Below are 14,533 nucleotides of genomic sequence, written 5' to 3' on the forward strand. Positions count from 1 at the left end.
ATGGCCGGTGGTGCTGCTGGCCGAGCTGCCGGGGCTGCCGCTGGACCGGGTGGTCCGCCTCTTCCGTGTCCCTGGCCGGGCCCTTGGGCGAACGCACTGACGCTCGCCGCCAGCATCGAGACACCAACCAAACCAGCCGTCAGGCAAACGCCACGCGGAAGCATGATCTCGGCTCCCAGCTCGTAATCGCCCACGACCTTCAACGCACAGACGGCGGAATCGTTCGTTGTCGGCCCCGGTCGGCGTTGCGATCTTCCGACGCAGGCCGCCTCAAGATAAATCCTGCGTCAGAGTGGTGGCGAGCCGCTCCAGCGCCCAATCGACCTGGTCGCTGGTGATCACCAGCGGCGGGGCGATGCGGATCGTGTGCTCATGGGTATCCTTGGCGAGGATGCCCTTGCCCTGAAGCGCCTCGCAGTAGCGGCGGGCGCGCCCGGCCTCGGGATGCAGCTCGACCGCCAGCATCAAGCCGCGCCCGCGCACTTCGCGGATCGTGTTGGCACGAATGTCCTTCAGACCTTCCAGAAAGCGCGCGCCCTGCCTGGCCGCGTTCTCGATCATGCCTTCCTCGACCAGCACGCGGATCGCCGCCCGCGCCACCGCGCAGGCAAGCGGGTTGCCGCCGAAGGTCGAACCGTGCTGCCCGGGCCTCAATGTCCCGAGCACTTCGTTGTTCGAAAGCACGGCCGACACCGGATAGAAGCCACCGGACAGGGCCTTGCCGAGCAGCGTCACGTCCGCCTCTATGCCCTCGTGCTGTTCGGCGAGCAGCTTGCCGGTGCGGCCGAGCCCGGTCTGGATCTCGTCGAGCACCAGCATCACGTTGTTGGCGGTGCAGAGCTGGCGCACCTCAGTGAAATAGCCGGCTGGAGGAATGATGACGCCGGCTTCGTCCTGGATCGGTTCGACCAGAAAGGCAACCGTGTTCGGGGTGATTGCGTCTTCCAGCGCCGCGGCGTCGCCGAACGGGATGATCTTGAAGCCCGGCGCGAACGGCCCGAAGTGCGTCCGTGTCTCGGGGTCGGTCGAAAAGCCGACGATGCCCAGCGTGCGCCCGTGGAAATTGTTGGCGCAAACGATGATCTCGGCCTGGCCGTCCGGCACGCCCTTCACCTCATAGCCCCATTTGCGGACCGACTTGATCGCACTTTCCACCGCCTCGGCGCCGCTGTTCATCGGCAGCACCTTGTGGGAACCGGTGAGCGCCGCGATCTCCTCGTAGAACAAGGCGAGTTGGTCGTTGTGAAACGCCCTCGAGGTCAGCGTCAGCCTTTGTGCCTGTTCGACCATTGCCGCCAGGATCTTGGGGTGGCAGTGGCCCTGGCTGACCGCCGAATAGGCCGAGAGGCAATCGAGATAACGGTTACCTTCGATATCCCAGACCCAGACACCTTCGCCACGGGACAGGACGGCCCCGATCGGCTCGTAATTATGAGCGCCAAAGCGTGCTTCTGTTGCGACCAAATCAATGACGGATGAGCTCATCTGTCGTCGCTCCATTGCTGCACGCACCGGGCTCTCAACTTGATTTGGGTATCGGTCTGCCGCCTTGGAAGCCTTCAGGCGCTCGATTGCGGACGAGGCCTGATTTGCCCCGAAATGTCAGATGGTTCTGCGGAACCACAGGGCATCGTTCGCCGACCAGGTCTCTACGGTGCATGGGGTTGTTTTCGCAGTTTTTGTTTTGGAGGCCTCACCCGATCGAGCAGGGCACGCTCAAGAAGCCGCGGAACCGCACCCGTCCGCCCCGCACCGGCGTTCCGCTCACGCCATAATTCGGGAAGCGCGCCAGGAAGCGCGAGATCGCGATCGCGCCTTCCAGCCGCGCCAGCGCCATGCCGGCGCATTGATGCGCGCCGGTGGCGAAGGCGAGATGGCGGTTTGGCGCGCGCGCGACGTCGAAGCTTTCAGGATCGGGAAACTGCGCGGGGTCGCGGTTGGCTGCGCCAATGCACAGCGTGACCGATGTGCCGGCATCGAGCATGACGCCGCCGAGTTCGACCTTCTCCGTGGTCATGCGGTTGCCGAGCTGGTTGGAGCTCTCATAGCGCAGCATCTCCTCGACCGCGGTCTTGATCAGGTCGGGGTTGCCGATCAGGCGCTGCTTCTGCTCTGGATTCCTGTGCAGGGCGACGAGGCCGTTGCCGATCAGATTGGTGGTGGTCTCATGCCCGGCATTGAGCAGGAAGATGCAATTGTGCAGCAGCTCCTTCTCGGTCAGCCGCTCGCCATTCTCCTCCCCCTGGATCAGGCGTGTCAGCACGTCGCGCTCGGGGTTGCCGGGCTTTTGGCGCCGGCGCGCGACCAGCGTCTCGAGATAGGCGAGGAAGTCCGTCACCGCCTTGTTGCCGCGCGCGGCCACGTCAGGTGACACCACGGGCTCGAGTGCGCCGAGAATCGCGAGCGACCAGTCGCGCAGCGGCCCGCGTTCGTCATGGGGAACATCGAGCAGGTTGCCGATCACCTCGATGGGAATGGACGCGGCGAAATCCTCGATCAGCTCGCAATGGCCCTTGGCGGCGATGGCGTCGAGCAAGCCATCGACCAGCTTGATGAGATCGCTCTCCATCCCCGCGATCGCCCGCGGCGACAGCGCGCCCATGATCAGGCGCCGCACGCGGGTGTGCGCGGGCGGATCGTTGAAGACGAGGCTGGTGGTGTGGTGCTCGTAGAGCGGAGTGTCGCCGTATTTCGGCGCGAACTCGCGCTTCTTGTCCGAGCTGAATGATTTTGTGTTCTTGTAGGTCGTGACGAGATCGTCATAGCGCGTCAGGAACACGGTGCCGCTGCGCAGGCGCTTGACCGGCTCGTTCTCCCGCAGTGCACGATAGGTTGGGTAAGGGTTGTCGTAAAACTCCGGCGTCAGCTTCTCGAGGTCGAAGCTTGCCGCCAACTCCTTCGCATCTGCGTTCATCCCGCTATACTCGCCGGTTAAAGCCGATATGCCGTTTTTGTTGTTCTGGTCGACGCGTGCATGCGTCTACAGTCTTCGAACACTGCTAGCCGACCGGACAGGAAAATGCACGCGCGCGCTGACGCTCCCGACACGGCCTCGAATTGGCCCGACGAAATTTTCGCAACATTGCAGCGCTTCGACGTCCGCCAGGTGCCTTATGTGCCCGATGCCGGCCATTCGAAGCTGATCCAGCACGTGCTGGAGTCCCCCACCATGCAGGGCATTCCTCTGACGACCGAGGAGGAGGGCGTGGCGCTCCTCGCCGGCGCCTGGACCGGCGGGCAGCGCGGCGTGCTGCTGATGCAGTCGAGCGGCGTCGGCAATTGCATCAACATGCTGTCGCTGATCCCGATCCTGCGCTTTCCATTCCTCACCCTCGTGACCATGCGCGGCGAGTGGGGCGAGTTCAATCCGTGGCAGGTGCCGATGGGATCGACCACGCAGGGCGTGTTCGAGCTCTCCGGCGTCAAGGTGCTGCGCGCCTCGAACGCGGCCGAGGTGCCGGCGGTGCTGGAGGCCGCCGCCTCGCAGGCCTACAACGCGCTCACCCCCACCGCCGTCCTTCTGTCGCAGCGCCTGATCGGCGCCAAGGTTTTCACCAAATGAGCAAGGCCAATCTTCTCGACCGCCGGCAGGTGGTGTCCACGCTGCTCGCGAACCGCAAGGACGTCGTTGCGATCGGCGGCCTTGGTGCCTCGACCAACGACATGCGCGCGGCCGGCGACCACGCCCGCAACTTCTATCTCTGGGGCGGCATGGGCGGCGCCGCGATGATCGGGCTCGGCCTGGCGCTGGCGCAGCCGAAGCTGCCGGTATTGGTCATCACCGGCGACGGCGAAATGCTGATGGGTATGGGCAGCCTTGCCACCATCGGCCTGCAGAAGCCGTCCAACCTCTCGATCGCCGTGCTCGACAATGAGGCTTATGGCGAGACGGGCGGCCAGACCAGCCACACCTCGGCCGCCACCGACCTCGTCGGCGTCGCCAGGGCCTGCGGCATTAAAGACAGCAAGGCTGTCACGACCATGGCCGAGGTCGAGGCCTTTGCCAAAGCCGTCCACGACGTCTCGGCCGGGCCGCGCTTTGCCAATGTGAAAATCGACAGCGCCAGCCTGGAACGCATTTTGCCAAGCCGGGATGGGACTTACATCCTCAACCGGATCCGCGGCGAACTCGGCTTCCAGCCTATCTAGGCCGGCCTGTCGATGCCTGTGGCGCCCACGTCCTGCACGCGATCCGTGCGGACGGGGCCGATTTCCACTGAATTTACAACGCACGTAGGTTGCGGTGCAACATAGTGCTTGACTTTCTACGTGGGTGAGTGCTTACTCACCAGCATGAGCTCATTGCGTATGACGAGCGACCTGAGGCGTCAATTGATCCTCGGAGCCGCAAAGCGCTGCTTTTCCCGACATGGCTATACCGGCACCACGACGAAGAGCGTGGCGGCCGCCGCAGCCATTTCCGAGGCGCTGCTGTTCAAGCATTTCCCGTCCAAGGCCGCGCTCTACGCCGAAATCCTCAGCGACGAATGCGAGGCCGATCCGGCCTTCATGGAGCTGCTCGAGCGCGAGCCGTCGACAGCCACGCTGGTCGAGCTGATCCGCGGCATGGTCCAGCATTTCCTGCACATCGCTGATGGTCCCGATCAGGAAGAGGCGCAGCGCCTGCGACTGATGGCCACCAGCCATTTGGATGATGGCGAATTTGCCCGTTTGCTGTATGCCAAGATCGAGACGCTGATCGGGGCGATCTTCGTCTCCTCGCTCGAACGTGCCGTTGCTAGCGGTGACGCGCGGCGATGCAGCGGCGAACCGCTCAACTTGTTCTGGTTTGCGCATCACACGGTGATGACCGCAGCGCTGACCAGGCTGCCGGCTTCGCCTTGCCTCGTCTACGGCCAGGCTGAAGACCTCGAGCGGCAGCTGTGTGAGTTTCTCCTAAGAGGTATCGGACTTAACGACGCCGCAATTGCTTCGCATCTGGGCCACAATCAGGCCCCGGATGCCGGCAGGACGGCGATTGCAGAAAGTGCATGACATGAACATCGTAACCGAACACAAGATTTCGGGCGAACCGATCGACAACAAGGCTCCCAAGCGCCCGGTCAGGCCGGTGCTCTGGTTCGTCATCGTCGGCACGCTGCTCGCGGTGCTTGTTGGCGGCCTCGTCTGGTTCAACAATTTCCGCGGCCAGATGATCAAGCAGTTCTTCGCCAACAACAAGCCGCCGCCGACCGCTGTCAGCGCCGCGGAGGCGAAGTCCGAGGTGGTGCCGAACCTGCTCACAGCAGTCGGCGGCCTCGTCGCCGTGCACCAGGTCGACGTCAGCGCCGACGTCAACGGCCGCGTCACCGAGATCAAGTTCGAGCCGGGCACGCGAGTCGAGGCCGGCACGCCGCTGGTGCAGCTGTTCGACGCGCCGGAGCAGGGCGACCTTGCCAACTATAAGGCCCAGGCGACCGTCGCGCAGTTGTCGCTCGATCGCGCCAAGCAGCTCGCCGCGCGCCAATTCGGTCCGCAGGCCACCGTCGATAATGCGCAAGCCGCCTACGACCAAGCCTTGGCCGGCATCGCCAAGACCGAAGCGTTGATCTCGCAGAAGCTGGTCCGTGCGCCGTTCTCCGGCGATCTCGGCGTCCGCAAGGTCGAGGTCGGCCAGTATCTGACAGCCGGTACGGCCATCGTCTCGCTGACCGATCTGTCGCAGCTGTGGGCCAACTTCACGGTGACAGAAAAGGATTCAGGCAACCTCAAGGTCGGGCAGACTGTCCGGCTCAAGGTCGACGCCTATCCGGGCCGCACCTTCGAAGGCAAGATCACCACGATCGAGCCGCAGATCGCGACCGACACCCGCAACATCCGCGTGCAGGCGACGGTCGCCAATCCGGAGAAGATCCTGAAGCCCGGCATGTTCGTGACCACGACGGTGGTGCTGCCGGACAAGCCGCCGGTGATCACCGTTCCGGAGACGGCGGTCGACTACACGCTGTACGGCGACTCGGTGTTCGTGATCACCGAGAAGAAGGAAGAGGATGGCAAGACCACCCTCTCCGCGGTGCGCACCTTCGTGCAGACCGGCAACCGGGTCGACGGCCGTGCTGAAATCGTCAAGGGCCTGAAGCCTGGCGACAAGGTCGTTGCCGTCGGCCAGCTAAAGCTGCAATCGGGCTCGGCGGTGTCGATTTCGACCGACCCGGCGCCGCCGATTCCCGCGCAACCGCCGCGATACTGACATCGTACACGTCGCAGCATGATCCGGCACGGCCGGGTCATGCGCTTTGCAAGTCAACGAAATCGAGATCGCTGCGATGCGCTTTACTGATATTTTCATCAAACGCCCGGTCCTGTCGATCGTCGTCAGCCTGCTGATCCTGCTGATCGGCCTGCGCGCGGCGACGACGCTGCCGATCCGGCAATATCCAAAACTGTCGAACACGGTCATCAACATCACGACCGTCTATCCCGGTGCGTCCGCCGACCTGATCCAGGGCTTCATCACCACGCCGATCGAGCAGGCGGTCGCCTCCGCCGAAGGCGTCGATTACATGACCTCGTCCTCGGTGCTCGGCACCTCGACGATCCAGGTCTACATCAAGCTGAACTTCGATCCGAACCAGGCGCTCACCGAGGTGCTGGCCAAGACGAACTCGGTCAAATATCTGATCCCGAAGGAATCCAACGACCCGATCGTCACCAAGACCACGGGCCAGACCACGGCCGTGATGTATCTCGGCTTCTCGTCCGAAGAGCTGTCGGGCTCTGCGATCTCCGATTATCTGACGCGCGTGGTGCAGCCGGTGCTGTCGACCGTCGACGGCGTGGCCTCCGCGGACATCCTCGGCGCCCAGAATTTTGCGATGCGGCTTTGGCTCGATCCGGTGAAGATGGCAGGCCGCAATGTGTCGCCGGCCGATGTCGCCGCGGCGATCGCGGCCAACAACTTCCAGTCCGCGGCGGGCCAGACCAAGGGCTATTTGATCGTCTCGAACGTCTCGACGAACACGGGCCTTACTGACGTCAATCAGTTCAAGAAGATGATCGTCAAGGCCAAGGACGGTGGCTTTGTGCGGATGGAGGACATCGCATCCGTCGAGCTTGCCGCCCAGAGTACCGATGCGAGCGTGGCCTTCAATGGCGAGCATGCGATCTTCATCGGCGTTCAGGCGACCCCGCAAGGCAACCCGCTCACCCTCGTGAAGGGCGTGCGCGCGCTATTTCCCGAGCTCGAGCGCAACCTGCCGCCGTCGATGAAGATGAAGGTCGCCTACGATTCGACCAAGTTCATCCAATCCTCGATCGATGAGGTCGAGAAGACGCTGGGCGAAGCCATCATCATCGTCATCGTGGTGATCTTCCTGTTCCTGGCGTCGTTCCGCTCAGTCATCATTCCAGTTGTCACGATTCCGCTGTCGATGATCGGCGTCTGCACGCTGATGCTCATGCTCGGCTTCAGCTTCAACCTGCTGACGCTGCTGGCCATGGTGCTCGCGATCGGACTTGTGGTCGACGACGCCATCGTGGTGGTGGAGAACATTCACCGCCATCTGGAGGAGGGCAAGACACCGGTGCAAGCGTCGCTGGAAGGCGCGCGCGAAATCGTTGGTCCCGTTATCTCGATGACGATCACGCTCGCCGCCGTGTATGCTCCGATCGGCTTCCTCGGCGGCCTCACCGGCTCACTGTTCCGCGAATTCGCCTTCACCCTTGCGGGCTCAGTGATCGTGTCCGGCGTCATCGCGCTGACGCTGTCGCCGATGATGTGCTCGGTGCTCTTGAAGAACACCGAAGAGGGCCGTTTTGCCAAGCTCGTGAACGGCGTGTTCGGCGCGTTGACCCGTTGGTACGGACGCCGGCTCGACCGCTCGCTGGACTACAAGGCAATCACCGGCCTGTTCGCCGTTACGATCCTGGGACTGGTCGGCTTCCTCTATATGCACACCTCAAAGGAGCTGGCGCCCGAGGAGGACCAGGGCATCGTGTTCGCGGTGACCAAGGCGCCGAAATACGCCAACATCGATTATGTCGATTTCTACGGCGATAAGCTCGACAAGGTATTCGCGAATTTTCCTGAGGCCGATCTGCGCTTCGTGCTCAACGGCATCAACGGCCCACAGGGCGGCATCGCGGGCCAGTTGCTCAAGCCCTGGGATGAGCGCAAGCGATCTTCGATTCAACTGAAGCCGCTGGTGCAGGCCGAGCTCTCCAAGATTGAAGGCGTCCAGGCCTTCGCGTTCAACCTGCCGCCGCTGCCCGGCGGGCCGGGCGGTCTGCCGGTGCAGATGGTCATCAACTCGACCGCGGGCTTCCAGGCTGTCTACGAGCAGATGGAGAAGCTGAAGGACGCCGCACGCAAGAGCGGCATGTTCATCGTGTCCGACAGTGACCTCGCCTATAACCAGCCGACCGTGACAGTGAAGGTCGACCGTACCAAGGCCCAGGATCTCGGCGTCAACATGCAGAACGTCGGCAGCGCGCTGGCCGTGCTGCTGGGTGGCAACTACGTCAATCGCTTCAACCTCGAGGGCCGTTCCTACCAGGTCATTCCGCAAGTGCCGCGCGGCCAGCGGCTTTCGCCGGAATCGCTCGGCGGCTACTATGTGACGACCAACACCGGTCAGCAGCTTCCGTTGTCGACGGTGGTGTCGATCGACACCAGGACCGACCCGAATTCGCTGACGCACTATAACCAGCTCAATTCGGCAACATTCTCGGCCGTGCCGATGCCCGGCGTGACCGTGGGTGCTGCGGTCGACTTCCTCGAAGGCGAGGCCAAGAAACTGCCGCAAGGCTTCAGTCACGACTATCTAGCCGATAGCAGGCAGTACGTGCAGGAAGGTAATCAGCTCGCGATTACCTTCGGTTTCGCGCTGATCATCATCTTCCTGGTGCTGGCGGCGCAGTTCGAGAGCTTGCGTGACCCGCTGGTGATCATGATCTCGGTGCCGATGGCGATCGTCGGCGCGCTGATCCCGCTGTTCTTCGGCGTCGCGACCATGAACATCTACACCCAGGTCGGTCTGCTCACTCTGGTCGGCCTGATCACCAAGCACGGCATCCTGATGGTGGAGTTCGCCAACGAGCTCCAGGTCAATGAGCGGCTCGACCGCCGCTCGGCCATCGAGATGTCGGCTCGCATCCGCCTGCGGCCAATCCTGATGACGACGGCCGCCATGGTGACCGGCCTGATCCCGCTCTTGACTGCGACCGGCGCGGGCGCGGCCAGCCGCTTCTCGATTGGTCTGGTCGTGGTCGCCGGCATGTCGATCGGTACCCTGTTCACGCTGTTCGTGCTGCCGGCGGTGTACGTGGTGCTGGCGACCGACCACCGCGCGGCGGCCGATTCCGAGCGAAACAAGCAGATCAACGAGCTCGATCTCGGCGCCGAGGCCCTGCGGCCGACCTGAGACGGCTCGCACGCGAACCAGAGGGTGGCAGCGGCTAAACCGTTGCCGCCCTTTTCTTGCCGCCGCGTCGGCCGTTCTGCGCCGCAGCCGCGGGGCCTTCTCGCGCCTGCGAAAGACAAGGCCCGGTCTTCTTGCTAGGTTCCGCGGGATGAGCCTTTCCCTCCATCCCGACGCCCCGCAAGCCGGGACTCTGCCGAGCGCGGCTCCGGCTGGCGCCGTCTCCGGCGCGGCCGCGGGACGGGGAATTAGGACGCGGCTTTTCACCAAATATGTTGCGCTGTTCGTGGCCGTCGTCGCCATCGCGCTGCTGGCCAACGGCCTGTTCGAGGTTTTCTTCTATTATCGCGAGCACAAGGCTTCGCTGATCCGGGTCCAACATGAGCAGGCCGAGGCCGCCGCGGCCAAGATCGGCCAGTTCGTCAAGGAGATCGAAAGCCAGCTCGGCTGGACCACGCAACTGCCGTGGTCGGCGGGCTCGATCGAGCAGCGCCGATTCGACGCGCTGCGGCTGCTGCGCCAGGTGCCTGCCATCACCGAGCTTGCCCAGGTGGATTCGACCGGCAAGGAACGCTTGCGGGTCTCGCGCCTGGCGATGGACTCTCTCGAGAGCGGGATCGACCTGTCCAGCGATCCGAAGTTCACCGAGGCGGTCGCGCACAAGGTTTATTACGGGCCGGTCTATTTCCGCCGGGAGTCCGAACCCTACATGACGCTAGCGCTGGCCGGCGCGCGCAAGGACGCAGGGGTCAGTATCGCCGAGGTCAACCTCAAGCTGATCTGGGACGTCGTGTCCCAGATCAAGGTCGGCGAGCATGGACATGCCTATGTGGTGGGGCCGGAGGGGCGCCTGATCGCGCATCCCGACATCAGTCTGGTCCTGCGCAATACCGACATGTCCAGGCTCGAGCAGGTGCGCGGCGCCCAGGCCGGTGGCGGCACCATGCCGGGGGCTTTGCAGGAGGCGACCAACATCCAGGGGCAGAAGGTTCTGACCGCCTCGGCCCCCATCGCGCCGCTCGGCTGGATCATGTTCGTGGAATTGCCGGTCGAGGAAGCCTACGCTTCGCTCTACGCCTCGCTGCAGCGGCTTGCGATCGTGCTGCTCGCGGCATCTATTTTCGCGGTGCTCGCCGGGATTTTCCTGGCGCGCCGCATGGTCGGGCCGATCCAGGCGCTGCGCAGCGGCGCCGAAAGGATCGGCGGTGGCGACTTCTCGCAGCGCATTTCGATCCGGACTGGCGATGAACTCGAAGGGCTTGCTGACCAGTTCAACGACATGGGCGCGCGCTTGCAGGAATCCTATGCGGACCTGGAAAAGAAAGTCGAGCAGCGGACGGCGGAATTGAGCGAATCCTTGCAGCAGCAGACGGCGACCGCCGATGTGCTGAAAGTCATCAGCCGTTCGGCGTTCGACCTGCAAACCGTGCTGAACACGCTTGTTGGCTCGGCAGCCCGGTTGTGCGACGCGGATGAGGGGACGATCTTTCGGCCCAGCGATGGCGTTTTCTATTTGGCGGCGAGCTGCGGGCTCGACGCGGAGCAGGAAAACAAGCTTCGGACATTCGCGTCTATGCCGGAACGGGGAAGCGTGGTCGGCCGTACACTGCTCGATGCCAAGACGGTTCATGTCCCGGATGTGCAGGCCGACCCGGAATTTGCGCCCTCGTCCGCTCGAAGGCGCTCCAACGTACGTACGATGCTGGGCGTGCCCCTGTTGCGAGAGGGAGCACCGATCGGGGTGTTCGTCCTGACGCGACACGAGGTGCGGCCGTTCAGTGCAAAGCAAATCGAGCTCGCCACCACTTTTGCCGATCAGGCCCTGATTGCGATCGAGAATGTCCGGTTGTTTGAGGAGGTCCAGGAGCGCACCAGAGAGCTGTCGCAATCGCTCGACGAGTTGCGCACCGCCCAGGATCGCCTGGTCCAGACCGAGAAGCTGGCTTCGCTCGGCCAACTCACCGCCGGCATCGCCCACGAGATCAAGAACCCACTTAACTTCGTGAACAATTTCTCGGCGGTCTCGACCGAGCTGATCGACGAGCTCAACGAGACCCTGCAATCGGCCGCGCTCGACGACAAGACCAGGCAGGAGGTCGACGAGCTGACCGGCATGCTCAGAAGCAACCTCGAGAAGGTCGTGCAGCATGGCAAGCGTGCCGATTCCATCGTCAGGAACATGCTGCTGCATTCGCGCGAGGGCTCCGGCGAGCATCGCGCCGTCGACATCAATGCGGTCGTGGAGGAGAGCCTTAATCTCGCCTATCACGGAGCGCGCGCGGAACGGCCGTCCTTCAACGTCACGCTCCAGCGCGAGTTGGATCCCGCCGCCGGCATGGTCGACATCTATCCGCAGGAGATCACGCGCGTCTTGCTCAACCTGATCTCCAACGGATTCTATGCCACCGCCAAGCGTCGGGAGAGCGCGGGTGAGGCCTTCGAGCCCACCTTGAGCGCGGCAACCAAGGATCTCGGCGGCAGGGTCGAAATCCGGATTCGCGACAATGGCACGGGGATTCCACCCGAGGTGAGGGAGAGGATGTTCAACCCCTTCTTCACCACCAAGCCGGTCGGCGAGGGCACCGGGCTCGGCTTGTCCATGAGCCATGATATCGTCGTGAAGCAGCACGGCGGCACCATCGACGTGAACACCGCACAAGGTGTATTTACCGAATTCATCATCACCCTGCCGCGCACGATGGCGGCGGGCGGCACTTCCGGAGGCAAGTCGTGAACGTTTACATCCTGGTCGTCGACGACGAGCCCGACGTCGAGGCGCTTTTCCGGCAGCAGTTCCGACGCGAGTTGCGCGCCGGCCGCTTCCAGATGGAGTTCGCCTCCTCTGCGCCCGATGCACTCAAGCGCGCCGCGGAGGTCCGCGATCCCTCGTTGATCCTGATCCTGTCCGACATCAACATGCCCGGCATGAGCGGGCTCGACATGCTGCCGAAGGTGCGTGCCGCGCATCCGGACGTTCCCGTCATCATGATCACGGCCTATGGCGATGCCGAGACGCGACGCAAGGCGATCGAGCGCGGCGCCGTCGGGCTCCTTACCAAGCCGATCGACTTTGCGCTGCTGCGGCAGGAGATCGATACGAGGCTCGAGCAAGCCGCATGACTGCGACCATCCTCTTCGTCGACGACGAGCCGGATCTCGAGGCGCTGATCCTGCAAAAGTTCCGCAGGCAGATTCGCGACGGACAGATCGATATCATGTTCGCCCGCGACGGCCTCGATGCGCTGGCCTCGCTCGAGCAGAATCCGCACGTCGATATGGTGGTCTCCGATATCAACATGCCCAGGATGGACGGCCTGTCGCTGCTCGCGAAACTCCAGGAGGCCGAGGACAAGAAGTCGACCATCATCGTCTCCGCCTATGGTGACATGAGCAACATCCGCACCGCCATGAATCGCGGCGCTTTCGATTTCCTGACCAAGCCGATCGACTTCGCCGATCTGGAAGCCACGATCGAGAAGACCATCCGCCATGTGGAGATGCTGCGCGACGTGCGGCGGCGCCAGATGGAAGCCGAGCGCGCCCATGCTGCGTTATCGCGTCATTTCTCGCCCGAGGTTGCCAAGCGTCTGGCCGCCAGCGGCGACGGCGAGGGGATCGAAGTGCAGTGGCGCGATATAGCCACCATCTTCACCGATATTACCGGCTTCACCTCGTTGGTGGAAAGCGCGCCGCCCGAGACGTTGGGCAAGCTGCTCAACGAGTATGTCGGCGGCATGACCGAGATCGTCTTTGAACATGAGGGCACGGTCGCAAAGATCATCGGCGATGCGATCCAGGTGCTCTTCAATGCGCCCGGCGATCAGCCGGATTACGCCACGCGCGCCGTCGCCTGCGCCCATGAGCTCGATGCCTGGGCGCAGGATTTTCGCGCGCGCCAGAGCGCCATGGGCGTCACCTTCGGTGCCACCCGCATCGGCATCCACGCCGGCCCGGCGCTGGTTGGCAATTTCGGCGGCAACCGCTTCTTCGACTACACCGCATATGGCGACTCCATCAACATCGCGGCGCGGCTGGAGGCCGCCAACAAGCATCTGGGCACCCGCATTTGCGTCAGCGGCAGCGTCGCCGAGGCGGCCGACAGTTTTAAAGGCCGCGCCGTCGGGGAGCTGATGCTACGCGGACGCAGCGAGCCCCTGCGCGCGTTCGAGCCGCTGCCACAAGCCAAATTCGAAGCCCCGGAAACGGCGCTGTATTCGGAGGCTTTCGCCAAGATGGAGGCCGGCGATGCCGCGGCCATGCCGGCCTTTGCCGCGCTGGTCGGCATGTACGCCGACGATTCTCTGGCCGGCTTTCACCTGAAGCGCCTGCTCAACGGCGCCAAAGGCATTCGCATGCAGCTTGAATAGGAGTTCGCCATGGTTCGTGAGTTCTCTGCCGGCAATTACCGCTTCATTCCGTCCGTGTTTCAATATTCAGCGGGTGTTGCCGCGAACGACGGCTACGAGATCGAGCGTGTCCGCTTCGACCGACTGGTGCCGCTTGCGGAAGGGTTTGCGCTGGCTGCAAAAATCATTCAGGAGGCAGGTCGTCCGCTGACGGCGTTCTGCGCCTGCGAGCTGCGTTCGCCCGCGGCCTTCAGCGAAGAGGGCTTTCGCGCGTTCAACCTGCACTATGTGAAGACCCTGTCCGAATGGGGCATCTTCGACGGCACCACCAATCCGGTGGCGCGCAGCAATGTCTGTCCTGAGATCGACCCGCCGTCCGAGCCGTCGTTCTACGCGTTCTCCTTCACGCGCCCGACCCGCGCGACAACGCCGAGCTTCGTGATCGCGGGTGGCGCCGAGGCGCGCGAAGGCAGCGGGACCTATGTCGAGCGCACCGTGCGCTACCGCGATCTCAGCCCGGAGGGGTTGAGGGAGAAGGTACGCTTCACGACGACCTCGCAGATGGAAAACCGGATGGCAGCCTTCGGCTTCGGCTGGAACGACACGACCGCGGTGCAGGCCTATTCCGTGCACGACTTCCACCACGCGCTCGCCGACGAACTGGTGCGCCGCGGCGCGCTGCGCTCCGGCCTGACCTGGCATTTCGCCCGGCCGCCTGTGGTCGATCTCGAATACGAGATGGATTGCCGCCGCGTGATGCGGGAAGTGGTGATCTGATCGGCCTTATCAGCGCCCCGCGGCGTAACCCTGCATGCCGCGCGGATTGGC

Annotated in this window: 11 protein-coding genes; 9 read left to right on the forward strand and 2 right to left on the reverse strand. The window is 63.6% G+C overall.

Features of this window, described 5'->3' with window-relative positions:
* Nucleotides 1-270: 270 nt before the first annotated feature.
* Entirely contained in the window at nt 271-1,485 is a 1,215-nt protein-coding gene (gene rocD, locus MOV74_RS15535) for an ornithine--oxo-acid transaminase (RefSeq protein WP_246923713.1), read from the reverse strand.
* A gap of 208 nt (nt 1,486-1,693) precedes the next feature.
* Nucleotides 1,694-2,914: a cytochrome P450 gene (locus MOV74_RS15540; protein ID WP_246923717.1), complete on the reverse strand. Its 1,221-nt coding sequence runs from the start codon at nt 2,912-2,914 to the stop codon at nt 1,694-1,696.
* A gap of 105 nt (nt 2,915-3,019) precedes the next feature.
* Here MOV74_RS15540 and MOV74_RS15545 point away from each other — a divergent pair, with 105 nt between their 5' ends.
* From MOV74_RS15545 to MOV74_RS15585, 9 genes are all read left to right on the forward strand, one after another.
* Complete coding sequence (locus MOV74_RS15545) at nt 3,020-3,562, forward strand: phosphonopyruvate decarboxylase (protein ID WP_246923722.1); 543 nt, start codon at nt 3,020-3,022, stop codon at nt 3,560-3,562.
* Nucleotides 3,559-4,149 carry a thiamine pyrophosphate-dependent enzyme gene (locus tag MOV74_RS15550; protein WP_246923727.1) on the forward strand — a complete coding sequence of 197 codons (591 nt, stop codon included), beginning with the start codon at nt 3,559-3,561 and terminating at the stop codon, nt 4,147-4,149. The genes MOV74_RS15545 and MOV74_RS15550 overlap by 4 nt, the downstream gene beginning before the upstream one ends.
* A 159-nt stretch (nt 4,150-4,308) precedes the next feature.
* A complete protein-coding gene (locus MOV74_RS15555) occupies nt 4,309-4,995 on the forward strand; it encodes a TetR/AcrR family transcriptional regulator (RefSeq protein WP_246923749.1) in 687 nt (228 codons plus the stop codon).
* 1 nt (nt 4,996) lies between these two features.
* Nucleotides 4,997-6,190 carry an efflux RND transporter periplasmic adaptor subunit gene (locus MOV74_RS15560; protein ID WP_246923730.1) on the forward strand — a complete coding sequence of 398 codons (1,194 nt, stop codon included), beginning with the start codon at nt 4,997-4,999 and terminating at the stop codon, nt 6,188-6,190.
* 76 nt (nt 6,191-6,266) lie between these two features.
* Nucleotides 6,267-9,362, forward strand: coding sequence for a MexW/MexI family multidrug efflux RND transporter permease subunit (locus MOV74_RS15565; protein WP_246923752.1), 3,096 nt, complete (start codon nt 6,267-6,269; stop codon nt 9,360-9,362).
* A gap of 148 nt (nt 9,363-9,510) precedes the next feature.
* Nucleotides 9,511-12,093 (forward strand): ATP-binding protein, encoded by a 2,583-nt coding sequence (locus MOV74_RS15570; RefSeq protein WP_246923734.1) that lies wholly within the window; start codon nt 9,511-9,513, stop codon nt 12,091-12,093.
* A complete protein-coding gene (locus MOV74_RS15575) occupies nt 12,090-12,479 on the forward strand; it encodes a response regulator (RefSeq protein ID WP_018315558.1) in 390 nt (129 codons plus the stop codon). Before MOV74_RS15570 ends, MOV74_RS15575 begins: the two co-directional genes overlap by 4 nt.
* A complete protein-coding gene (locus MOV74_RS15580) occupies nt 12,476-13,726 on the forward strand; it encodes an adenylate/guanylate cyclase domain-containing protein (protein ID WP_246923739.1) in 1,251 nt (416 codons plus the stop codon). Before MOV74_RS15575 ends, MOV74_RS15580 begins: the two co-directional genes overlap by 4 nt.
* Before the next feature lie 9 nt (nt 13,727-13,735).
* On the forward strand, nt 13,736-14,482 hold the full coding sequence (locus MOV74_RS15585; RefSeq protein ID WP_246923744.1) for a hypothetical protein: 747 nt from the start codon (nt 13,736-13,738) through the stop codon (nt 14,480-14,482).
* The last annotated feature ends 51 nt before the right edge of the window (nt 14,483-14,533 follow it).

This window comes from Bradyrhizobium sp. SHOUNA76, from assembly GCF_023006445.1.
Taxonomy (GTDB): Bacteria; Pseudomonadota; Alphaproteobacteria; order Rhizobiales; family Xanthobacteraceae; genus Bradyrhizobium.

Excerpts from the sequence above, each read along its gene's own strand:
- MOV74_RS15560 (WP_246923730.1), top strand. The coding sequence starts at position 4,997 with ATGAACATCGTAACCGAACACAAGATTTCGGGCGAACCGATCGACAAC.
- MOV74_RS15580 (WP_246923739.1), top strand. The coding sequence starts at position 12,476 with ATGACTGCGACCATCCTCTTCGTCGACGACGAGCCGGATCTCGAGGCG.
- MOV74_RS15555 (WP_246923749.1), top strand. The coding sequence starts at position 4,309 with ATGACGAGCGACCTGAGGCGTCAATTGATCCTCGGAGCCGCAAAGCGC.
- MOV74_RS15550 (WP_246923727.1), top strand. The coding sequence starts at position 3,559 with ATGAGCAAGGCCAATCTTCTCGACCGCCGGCAGGTGGTGTCCACGCTG.
- rocD (WP_246923713.1), bottom strand. The coding sequence starts at position 1,485 with ATGAGCTCATCCGTCATTGATTTGGTCGCAACAGAAGCACGCTTTGGC.
- MOV74_RS15585 (WP_246923744.1), top strand. The coding sequence starts at position 13,736 with ATGGTTCGTGAGTTCTCTGCCGGCAATTACCGCTTCATTCCGTCCGTG.
- MOV74_RS15545 (WP_246923722.1), top strand. The coding sequence starts at position 3,020 with ATGCACGCGCGCGCTGACGCTCCCGACACGGCCTCGAATTGGCCCGAC.
- MOV74_RS15565 (WP_246923752.1), top strand. The coding sequence starts at position 6,267 with ATGCGCTTTACTGATATTTTCATCAAACGCCCGGTCCTGTCGATCGTC.
- MOV74_RS15570 (WP_246923734.1), top strand. The coding sequence starts at position 9,511 with ATGAGCCTTTCCCTCCATCCCGACGCCCCGCAAGCCGGGACTCTGCCG.
- MOV74_RS15540 (WP_246923717.1), bottom strand. The coding sequence starts at position 2,914 with ATGAACGCAGATGCGAAGGAGTTGGCGGCAAGCTTCGACCTCGAGAAG.